Annotated in this window: 9 protein-coding genes; 4 read left to right on the top strand and 5 right to left on the bottom strand. The window is 69.0% G+C overall.

Translation table 11 applies throughout. The features are described from left to right. On the bottom strand, positions 1 to 238 hold a 238-nt coding region (locus B551_RS09685; RefSeq protein WP_023263978.1), incomplete at its 3' end, for an SAM-dependent methyltransferase. Then, on the bottom strand, positions 235 to 1851 hold the full coding sequence (locus B551_RS09680; RefSeq protein WP_006578576.1) for an acyl-CoA synthetase: 1617 nt from the start codon (positions 1849 to 1851) through the stop codon (positions 235 to 237). The genes B551_RS09680 and B551_RS09685, both read right to left, overlap by 4 nt. A 202-nt stretch (positions 1852 to 2053) precedes the next feature. On the opposite strand from B551_RS09680, the gene B551_RS09675 reads away from it, so the two are divergent. Next, positions 2054 to 2515, top strand: a complete 462-nt coding sequence (locus tag B551_RS09675; RefSeq protein WP_006578577.1) for a TfoX/Sxy family protein — start codon at positions 2054 to 2056, stop codon at positions 2513 to 2515. 7 nt (positions 2516 to 2522) lie between these two features. Here the strand turns inward: B551_RS09675 and B551_RS09670 are convergent, their stop codons facing one another. Genes B551_RS09670 through B551_RS09660 form a run of 3 tightly spaced genes read right to left on the bottom strand, consistent with a single transcriptional unit; the run spans position 2523 to position 4988 of the window. Then, positions 2523 to 3158 carry a flavin reductase family protein gene (locus B551_RS09670; RefSeq protein WP_006578578.1) on the bottom strand — a complete coding sequence of 212 codons (636 nt, stop codon included), beginning with the start codon at positions 3156 to 3158 and terminating at the stop codon, positions 2523 to 2525. Between the two features lie 29 nt (positions 3159 to 3187). Then, positions 3188 to 3958, bottom strand: coding sequence for a GntR family transcriptional regulator (locus tag B551_RS09665; protein WP_006578579.1), 771 nt, complete (start codon positions 3956 to 3958; stop codon positions 3188 to 3190). 4 nt (positions 3959 to 3962) lie between these two features. Next, positions 3963 to 4988 carry a polysaccharide deacetylase family protein gene (locus B551_RS09660; protein WP_006578580.1) on the bottom strand — a complete coding sequence of 342 codons (1026 nt, stop codon included), beginning with the start codon at positions 4986 to 4988 and terminating at the stop codon, positions 3963 to 3965. Positions 4989 to 5357: 369 nt separating this feature from the next. Here B551_RS09660 and B551_RS09655 point away from each other — a divergent pair, with 369 nt between their 5' ends. From B551_RS09655 to B551_RS09645, 3 genes are all read left to right on the top strand, one after another. Next, a complete protein-coding gene (locus tag B551_RS09655; protein WP_006578581.1) occupies positions 5358 to 6533 on the top strand; it encodes an ABC transporter substrate-binding protein in 1176 nt (391 codons plus the stop codon). Between the two features lie 69 nt (positions 6534 to 6602). Beyond that, on the top strand, positions 6603 to 7478 hold the full coding sequence (locus B551_RS09650; RefSeq protein ID WP_023263976.1) for a branched-chain amino acid ABC transporter permease: 876 nt from the start codon (positions 6603 to 6605) through the stop codon (positions 7476 to 7478). Continuing rightward, a partial coding sequence (locus tag B551_RS09645; protein WP_043438491.1) for a branched-chain amino acid ABC transporter permease occupies positions 7475 to 8167 on the top strand: 693 nt, incomplete at its 3' end. The genes B551_RS09650 and B551_RS09645, both read left to right, overlap by 4 nt.

Genomic DNA, 8167 nt, shown 5'->3' with positions numbered 1-8167 from the left:
CTCGCGAGTGCCGGTCGGCCGCCAGCAGCGCCTCGCAGCGCGGCGCCAGCGCGGCCGTCATTTCACCATTGGCGCAGCCGGGCTCGAAGGCCGAGCGATAGCGCGGCCGATCGAGCATCGCCAGCAGCAGCGCGCGCTTGCGCGCCTCGAACCAGCGCGTGCGGTAGTGCCAGGGATCGTCGCCGTTCGCGTAGACGGCATCGAAGTACGCGTCGGGCGTCGGCTCGCCGGCGCTCATCGCGGCGCCTCGTAGCGGCGGCGCAGCTCGCGCTTGAGCAGCTTGCCGCTCGGGTTCTTGGGCAGCGCCTCGGCGAAGATCACGCGCTTGGGCACCTTGAAATGCGCCATGCCCGCCTTGCAGAAGTCGACCACCTGCTGTTCGGACAGCGACTGGCCTTCCTTGAGCACGATCACCGCGGTCACCGCCTCGACCCAGTAGGGATCGGGCAGGCCGATCACCGCGACCTCGGACACCTCGGGGATGCGGAAGATCATTTCCTCGACCTCGCGGCTGGCTACGTTCTCGCCGCCGCTCTTGATCATGTCCTTCTTGCGGTCGACGATCGTGATATAGCCCTCGTCGTCGCGCACCGCCAGGTCGCCGCTGTGGAACCAGCCGCCACGGAACGCCTCCGCGGTGCGTTCGGGATCGTTGTAATAGCCGTCCAGCAGCTGCGGCGAGCGATGGACGATCTCGCCGATCTCGCCCGGCGCGACATCGCGCATCTCGTCGTCGACGATGCGGGTCTCGACATTGAGCGCCGGCTTGCCGGCCGAGCCGGCCTTGCGCAGCTGGTCATCGGGATGCAGCACCGTCGCCAGCGGCGCGATCTCGGTCTGGCCGTAGAAGTTCCACAGCCGCACGCCCGGCATGCGGCGCTGCATTTCCTTCAGCACCTCGACCGGCATGATCGACGCCCCGTAGTAGCCCTTGGCCAGCGAAGCAAGGTCGGCACCCTCGAACAGCGGCGAGCGCAGCAACGCGATCCAGATCGACGGCGGCGCGAAGAAGGCATTGACGCGATGGCGCGCGATCAGCGGCAGGATCACGTCCGGCCGCGGCTGGCCCGTGATGATGTTGGTCGCGCCCAGATATACCGCGGGCCCGAGGAACACGTCGAGCTGCGCGCAGTGGTACAGCGGCAGCGCATGCAGCACGACGTCGCCGGCCTGCATATTGCCCTCGACGATGCAGGTCACGTATTCCCACAGCACCGCCTCGTGGCTCAGCATCGCGCCCTTGGGCAGCGACTCGGTGCCGCTGGTGTAGATGATCTGCAGCAGTGAGCGCGGATCGACCGGCGCGATGTCGGGCGCCGGCGCGCTCGCCATCAGCAGATCGTCGAACCGCAGCATGCCCTCGGGCGCGCCGTCGGCCTGGTCCTCGGACGGCAGCCAGATCTGCAGGCCGATCTGCACGCCGGCAAGTTGGCCGTCCGCCGTACCTTGCTCGGCCGCGGCAATCGCGTCGACCGCCAGCGTCTCGAAGCCCGCGCCCACCAGCAGCGTGCGCGCGCCGGAGCTGCGCAGGATATAGGCTACCTCGCCGGCATTGAGCATGAAATTGATCGGTACCAGCACCGCGCCCAAGCGGGCCAGCGCGAAGCGCATCGCCGCAAAGGCGTGCGAGTTGCGCGACAGGATGGCGACGCGGTCGCCAGCGGCGATGCCCTGCTGCGACAGCGCGGCGACCAGGCGGTCGCAGATCTGGTCGAAATCGCGGTAGCTCCACTGCACGTCGCCGCAGACGATGGCGGTCTTGTCGGGCGTGCGCTGCGCCGAGCGCCGCAGGATGTCTCCCACGCCATGCTGATGCGCGCGGCGGATCGCCGCCTGCTGGTCTAGCGTCATGCTGCTGTCTCCTATGCCTGTTTTGTGCTCGTGTTCCGAGCCTGTTCTCTGCATCTGCTCGCGGCGAACCGCTGCGGGAACATCGGCCGCCGGCCGCGTCAGGCTAGCAGCATTCGGGCGGCGGCGCATCCCCCCGAGGCCCGGGGCCGCCGGTGCTACCATCGGCGGATCGCACGTCATTCGGCCATTCGGCCTTTCGCCCATGTCCTCGCTCCCTCGCCGCCCGGACCCCTTCGTCGACCACCTGCTCGAACTGATGGCGCCGCTGGCCGCCCGCATCGGCCCCATCGCGGCGAAGCGGATGTTCGGTGGGCATGGGTTGTTCTACGACGGGCTGATGTTCGGGCTGATCAGTGACGGACGCTGCTATCTGAAGGCCGATGCGGTCACGCTGCCCCGCTTCGAGGCGCAGGGCTGCGAGCCCTTCCGCTATCGCAGCAGCGGCAAGGAGGTAGCGCTGCGGCACTACCTGAGCCTGCCGGCCCAGTGCCTGGAGTCGCCAGGCGAGATGGAACCGTGGGCGCGCGCGGCGGTGGAGGCCACGCTGCGGCTCGCGAACGCGGTGCCGGCCAAGCGCAGGCCGGCGGCGAAAAATGCGGCGAAGAATGCGGCAAAGAAGGCGGCCACCACGGCAGTTGCGCGACGGCGCAACGCCAACACGTGACCTGCCGTCAAATCTCGTCGATCGCGGTCGACGCGGCAGGCTTGCCCGCTTCCTGCTCCAGCGAGAAGCGCTCGCGCGTCGTCACATAGAAGCTCGCGCCAAAGCGGCCGACCGGGAAATAGTCCTGCAGCCGCACGCGCCAGCGTTCGGTATCGATCAGCCCGTCCCGCGCATGCAGCCGCAGCACGCGGCCGATGAAGATCTGGCGGCTGTCGGTCTCCAGCGTCTCCCAGAGCCGGCATTCGAACGCCACGGGCGCCTCCGCGATCCTCGGCGGCGCGATCCGCGTGCTGGGCGCGGCGGTCAGGCCAACGTGCGCGAGCTCGCTGACATCGGGCGGCAGCCGCTCGCCGCAGCGGTGCATCCGTTCCGCCATCGGCTCGTCGCACAGATGCACGACGAACTCGCCGGTGCGCACGATATTCGCGGCGGTGTCCTTCAGCGCGCCGTCACCCAGCCGATTGATGCTGATCATCACGATCGGCGGCTCCTCGCCGAGCATGTTGAACATCGAGAACGGCGCGGCGTTCGCCGTGCCGTCCGCCCCCAGCGTGGTGACCAGCGCGATCGGCCGGGGCACGATCAGGCTGGCCATCAGCTTGTAGCGCTGGTATTCGGTAATGGCGTCGAAATCGATTTCCATGGTGGCGCAACTGCCTCGTTGGTGGTGTGTCACAGGCCGAGCATCTGGGCCAGGCTCTTCTCGCCCTGCATCCGCGAGGTCTCGATGCGCTGCTCCAGCTCGCGCAGATGCGCATCCATCCTGGCGATCGCGCCGGCCGCATCGCGCTGCTCGATGCAGTCGACGATCGCCGCGTGCTCCTCGTGCTCGCATGGCGCATGGCCGGGGGGCTCGTACAGGCCGACGATCAGCGAGCAGCGCGACACCAGTTCGGTCAGATAGCGCTGCAGCACCGCATTGCGCGCGAGCGCCGCGATGCGCAGATGAAAGCCGCTTGCCAGCCGCGCCCACGAGGGCTGGTCGAAGCGGTGCATGGCGTCGTGCTCGTCGGCCAGCTGCCGGCGCAGATCGCGCAAGTCCGACGCGGTGGCGCGCGCCACCGCCATCTCGACCAGCACGCGTTCGAGCGCGCGGCGCGCCTCGAAGATCTGGCCGGTCTCTTCCGGCGTCGGTTCCGCGATCACGGCGCCCTTGTTCGGCCGCAGCGCCACGATGCCGTCGTGCGCCAGCTTCTCCAGCACGCGCCGCACCACCGCCCGGCCCACGCCGAACAGCTGGCACAGCTCCGGCTCGGGCAGCTTGGTGCCTGGCGTCAGCCGATGGTTCAGCACGCCGTCGAAGATCGCCTGGTAGATGCGCGAGTCGGCATCGCTGGTCCGGGGCTCGGGGTTCGCCGCGGCAGTGCGATTGGCCGCCGCCGCGGTGCTGGCCTTGCCCGCGCGTGGACTGGTGCGGGCCTTGTTCAACGAACGGACCGTCATGACCTCACCCTCCGGCCGCCACGGCGGCCGTCACCGCTGGCATCGGCGCTGGCATCGGCGCTGGCATCGACGCTGACATCGGCGTTCGAGCGGCGACGTCAGCCCCGCCGGCCGCAGCCTCCATCGCCTCGCAGATCGCTCCCGGCGTCGTCATCCAGATCTCGCCATCGTCACGGTGCCGCGCGATATGCGCGAGCGCCCGGCGCAGATGACGCAGCCGGTGCGGCTGCCCGACCAGATAGGGATGCAGCGCGACGCCCATCACCAGCGGCTGCGGATGCGTGGCATGGTTGGCCTGCGCCAGCATCTCGTCGAAGTGGTCGACGATCATGTCGGCGAAGGCGGCGCCGTCCATCTGCCGCCCGACGATCATCGGAATGTCGTTGAGCTCCTGCGGATAGGGAATCGACCATAGCGGTCCGCCGCGCGTGGCCATCCGCACCGGGCGATCGTCGTGGCACCAGTTCAGCGTGTAGCGGTAGCCGGTCTCGCTCAGCAAGTCCGGCGTCAGCGCGCTTTCGGAGATCCATGGCGACAGCCAGCCGCTGGGCGGCTCGCCCGCATGGGCGGCGATGCGGTCGCGGCAATGGCGCAGCAGCGCCCTTTCGCCGGCCTCGTCCAGATCGCTCTGGCGCACGGCATTGGTATGCCCATGCCCGATCAGTTCGTCGCCGCGCGCCAGGAAGGCGTCGGGCACCTCGGGACAATGGTCGTACAGCGCGGTATTGAGCAGCACGCCGGTGGGCATCCGCAGCTGGTCGAACAGCTCCAGGCAACGCCAGACGCCGACGCGGTTGCCGTATTCGCGCCAGCTGTAGTTCAGCACGTCGGGCTGCGGCGACGCGGGGCCGATGTTCGCGCCGAGCCCTTCGCCGAAGGCGAAGTGTTCGATATTGAAGCCGAGATAGACGGCCAGCCTTGCGCCGCCGGGCCAGACGAAATCGTCGGCATCGGTGATGGGGCGATAGGGGAAGCGCCCATGCGAGCGCAGCGGGCCGAACGGCGGCAACGGATCCGGATGGTGGGTCATCGACCTGTGTCTTTCCTGGTTGGGCGATCGCGGCATCCGCGCGAAATCGAACGTTCCGCGCTTGCAATGGCGGCGCGCGGTGCACCGCCCTGGCCCGCTTCGCTGCGCGCCGCACCGCATTCGTGCGGCACGCACCGGCTTCGATCGCAATCATCTCGATATCGGAATCGTTCGCAAGATGCAGGCCAGATCGTCTGCGATCTGCGGGTCCTTTCCCTGCAAGGCATCGCGGTCGTGTGTCGACGCGTGGCATGCCTCTTGCGATCGCATCGGCGGCCGTCGCTTCGATGACGCCAATTCCATCCCCCTGCACCGATCCGGAGAACCGCCATGTCCCGCCACCGTCCCCAACCGCGCCGCCGCGCATTGATGCTCGCCGTCGCCGCGTCCACCGCCGCGTGCGCGTTGTCCGCCGTGCCGGCGCTGGCGGCCGACACCGTCAAGATCGGCCTGATCACCGCGATGACCGGACAGTCGGCACGCGCCGGCGAAGCGCTGACGCGCGGCATGACGATTGCCATCGACGAGATCAATGCGAAGGGCGGCGTGCTGAACGGCCGCAAGCTCGAGCTCGTCCGGCGCGACGACGAAAGCAATCCAGCCAAGGGCGTGCTGGCCGCGCGCGAGCTGATCTACAAGGAGAAGGTCGCGGTGCTGTTCGGCGGACTGGACACGCCGGTATCGATGGCGATCGTGCCGATCGCCAACCAGGAAAAGGTGCCGTTCATGGGGCCGTGGGCCGCGGGTACGCCGATCACGCGCAACGGTGCCAATCCCAACTTCGTGTTCCGCGTGTCGGCGGTCGACGAGCTGGTCGACAAGGCGATGCTGCAATACGCGCAGAAGACCTTTGGCGCCAGCAAGCCCGGGCTGATCCTGGTCAATAACCCGTGGGGCGAGTCGAACGAAAAGGGCATCGTCGCAGCGTTGACCGCCAAGGGCATGAAGCCGGCCGGCATCGAGAAATTCGAGGCCAACGATGTCGACGTGGTGCCGCAGCTCGGACGCCTGAAGGCCGCCGGCGCCGACGCGCTGCTGATGGTCGGCAACGTCGGCCCGTCGGCGCAGGTCGTCAAGTCGCTGGACCGCATGGGCTGGAAGGTGCCGGTGGTCTCGCACTGGGGCCCGGCCGGCGGACGCTTCACCGAGCTGGCCGGCCCGAACGCCCGCAACGTTCACTTCGTGCAGACCTACAGCTTCTTCGGCGCGCCGTCGCCGGTCGGCACGCGCGTCGTCAACGCGCTGAAGGCGAAATACAGCGACATCAAGGGGCCGGACGACATTACGCCCGCGGTGGGCGTCGCGAACGCCTACGACGCCACGCATCTGGCCGCGCTGGCCATCCAGCGCGCCGGGTCGACCAAGGGCGACGCGATTCGCCAGGGCTTCTACCAGATCGACCGTTACGAAGGCCTGATCAAGACCTATCTGAAGCCCTTCTCGCCGCAGGTCCACGACGCGCTGAGCGAGAACGACTACGTCTGGGCCCAGTTCATCGACAACCGCATCGTGCCGGTCGCCGACAAACAGGTCGCGTCGAAGTAAGAAGCCGGCCAGGCCGCGAACCAAGCCGGCGGCCCAAGCCGCCGACGACGCCCGCTCGAGGAAAACACGATGTTATGGATCTCCGCCGCGATCAGCGGCCTTGGCCTGGGAAGCATGTACGGGCTGATGGCGCTGGGTTTTCACCTGACCTATGTGGTCAGCGCCACCGTCAATTTCGCCCAGGGCAGCTCGATGATGCTCGGCGCGGTCTTGACCTACACCTTCGCGCAGACGCTGGGCTGGCCGATGGCGCCGTCGGTGCTGCTGGCGCTGGCGTTGTGCGCGCTGTACGGGCTGGCGATCGAGTTCGTCGGGGTACGTCCGTTCGCCAGCCGCGGCTCCGACGCCTGGCTGATGGCCACGGTGGCGCTCGGCATCGTGCTCGATAACGTCGTCACGCTGACCTTCGGCACCGAACCGCGCAGCCTGCCGTCGCCGCTGGCCACGGGCTCGCTGCAACTGGCCGACGGGCTGGGCGTCTATCCGTTGCAGCTGCTGATCCCGGTCGTGGGCCTGGCGCTCGCGGGCGTGCTGCACTACGTGCTGCGCCACTCGCGCTGGGGCCTGGCGATGCTGGCGGTCGTGCAGAACCGCGATGCCGCCCGGCTGATGGCGATTCCGATCCGCCGCACCGTGGCCGCGGCCTTTGCGGTGTCGACGCTGCTGGCCGGCGTGGCCGGCGTGCTGATCGCCCCGCTGTTCAACGTGCAGTCGGACATGGGCACGGTGTTCGGGCTGAAGGCCTTCGCGGTGGCCATTCTCGGCGGGCTGTCCAGCGCCTGGGGCGTGATGATCGCGGGCCTGATCTTCGGCGTGGCCGAGGCCGCCATCACGGCCTCGCTGGGTTCGAGCTACACGCAGATCATCACGTTCGCGCTGGTGATCGCGTTGCTGGCGCTGCGCCCGGCGGGACTGTTTGGCCGCGCGGAGGTACGCAAGGTATGAACGCGCACGCTCGTCTCGTTGCCGGTATCGGCACCCCGCTGCAGATCGGCGCGATGGCCCTGGCGCTGCTTGGCGCCGCGGCCGCCGCGATGATGCTGAACGGCTATTTCGTCTTCGTGATCGCCGGGGTCGCGATGCTGGCGATCTGCGGCGTCGGCCTGAACCTGCTGATCGGCCTGACCGGCCAGATCTCGTTCGGGCACGTCGGTTTCTACGCGATCGGGGCCTACAGCGTCGCGATCCTGACCGGCCAGGCCGGCTGGCCGTTCTGGCCCGCCTGGCTGGCGGGAACGGCGCTTGCCGCGCTGGCCGGCGCGCTGCTGGCGCTGCCCGCGCTGCGCGTCAAGGGGCCGGGGCTGGCGATGATCACCATCGCCTTCGGCTTCATCGTCGAGCATGGCGCGGTCGAATGGCGCGCGCTGACCGGCGGCCAGAACGGCTTGATGGGCATCGCGCAGCCTTCGCTGCCGGGCGTCGAAGGCTGCGAACGCGCGCTGGCGCTGCTCGCGCTGGCGGCGCTGGCCATCTCGCTGGCGGCCTACGCGCGCATGTCGCGCGGCAGCTGGGGCGCGGCGATGCGGGCGGTGCGCGACAGCGACACCGCGGCGGCGTCGATCGGCATCGATCCGCTGCTGGTGCGTACGGTGGCCTTTGCCTTCTCGGCCGCGCTGGCCGGGCTCGCCGGCGGG

Origin of the sequence: Cupriavidus sp. HPC(L) (assembly GCF_000307735.3) — a bacterium.
In the GTDB taxonomy this organism is placed as follows: Bacteria; Pseudomonadota; Gammaproteobacteria; order Burkholderiales; family Burkholderiaceae; genus Cupriavidus.
This window is presented reverse-complemented; position numbering and strand designations above follow the sequence as displayed.